This window comes from Alistipes putredinis DSM 17216, from assembly GCF_000154465.1.
Taxonomy (GTDB): Bacteria; Bacteroidota; Bacteroidia; order Bacteroidales; family Rikenellaceae; genus Alistipes; species Alistipes putredinis.
The window spans coordinates 2,207-3,644 of the sequence record NZ_DS499576.1 but is presented as its reverse complement, the minus strand read 5'-3'; the positions used below and the strand labels follow the sequence as shown (position 1 = coordinate 3,644).

Here is a 1,438-nt window from a genome sequence, read left to right as displayed (position 1 = left end):
GCTAACTCGCACTGTGGTGGATTCGGGCCACGCTGCACAACGCCGAACAGATCGCCCTGCTGGACATTCGCGTAGGCGATATGGTATATGTCGAAAAAGGCGGCGAGATCATCCCCAAGATCACGGGCGTCGATCTTGCGGCCCGTCCGGCGGACAGCCGTCCCTTCCAGTACATCACCCGCTGTCCGGAATGCGGCACTCCGCTGGTGAAATACGAGGGCGAAAGCAAGCACTACTGTCCCAATCAGAGCCACTGCCGGCCTCAGATACTGGGCCGCATCATCCACTTTATCCGCCGCAAGGCGATGGACATCGAGGGATTGGGCGAAGAGACCGTCGAACTGCTCTTCGAAAACGGACTGCTGCACGACATCGCCGACCTGTACGACCTGCGGGCCGAACAGCTCGCCTGTCTGCCCCGGCTGGGCGAAAAATCAGCCGAGAACATCATCCGGAGCATCCGGGGCTCGGTCGAGGTTCCTTTTCAGCGGGTATTGTTCGCCCTGGGCATCCGATTCGTCGGGGAAACCACGGCCAAATACCTGGCGGCACACTTCCGCACGTTGGATGCCGTGATGCACGCCACGCGCGAAGAGTTGATCGAAGCCGACGAGGTGGGCGGCAAGATCGCCGATGCCATCATCGACTACTTCGCCGACGCGGAGAACCTGCGGATCATCGAGCGGCTGCGCAAAGCGGGGCTGCAAACCGAAGCCGCGCACAAAGCCCTCGAATCGGAAAGTCTGGCGGGCAAAAATTTCGTCATCACGGGCAGATTCTCCGGTCACAGCCGCGACGAACTGAAGGAACTGATCGAAGCGCACGGCGGGAAAAACCTCGCGGGGGTATCGGGCAACGTCGAATTTTTGGTTGCAGGGAAAAAGATCGGACCGGGGAAAATCCAAAAGGCGACCCAACTGGGCGTACGTCTCATCCCCGAAGAAGAACTGCTGGCGATGAACGCTTCCGGCGGAACGCTGCCCGTGACAAAAAAAAGCTTCCGAAGGGAACACCTCTGCGGCCCCCCCCCTCGGCTCAGGGAAACGACCGACAAAAACGACGGGGGGGGACACGGAAAAAGGGGTCGCTGTTTTTTGGGGGGAAACGGGACTCCTCGGGGCCGAGAAAACACACAATATTATTTTCCGGGCGCATGCCCCGGACACCGAAATAATGATGTTGAAATCCGAATAATAAGAACGAATCCTTTCTCGCTCCTACGCTCTCCAGGCTTCTGGGCGGGGAGTTTTCCACTCCTTCCGAAAAGGAAATTCTAGGAAGCGGAAGGAAATATGCAGAACACCGGCCACAACAGCGCGAACGGATTTCAAAAAAGGAGAAACCTCCGAAGCGTTCAGGAATAATTATCAATATTAAAATTTATCACGAATTGACTGAGCAAATTCGCGGGGGTCCGGGGCAGCCATCTCCTCTCCTC

General features: G+C 57.4%; 1 pseudogene. It reads left to right on the top strand.

Annotation, left to right across the window (positions count from 1 at the left end):
* Window positions 1–23: 23 nt before the first annotated feature.
* A pseudogene (locus tag ALIPUT_RS00090) lies at window positions 24–1,277 on the top strand (helix-hairpin-helix domain-containing protein); the annotation flags it as partial.
* Between the last annotated feature and the right edge of the window lie 161 nt (window positions 1,278–1,438).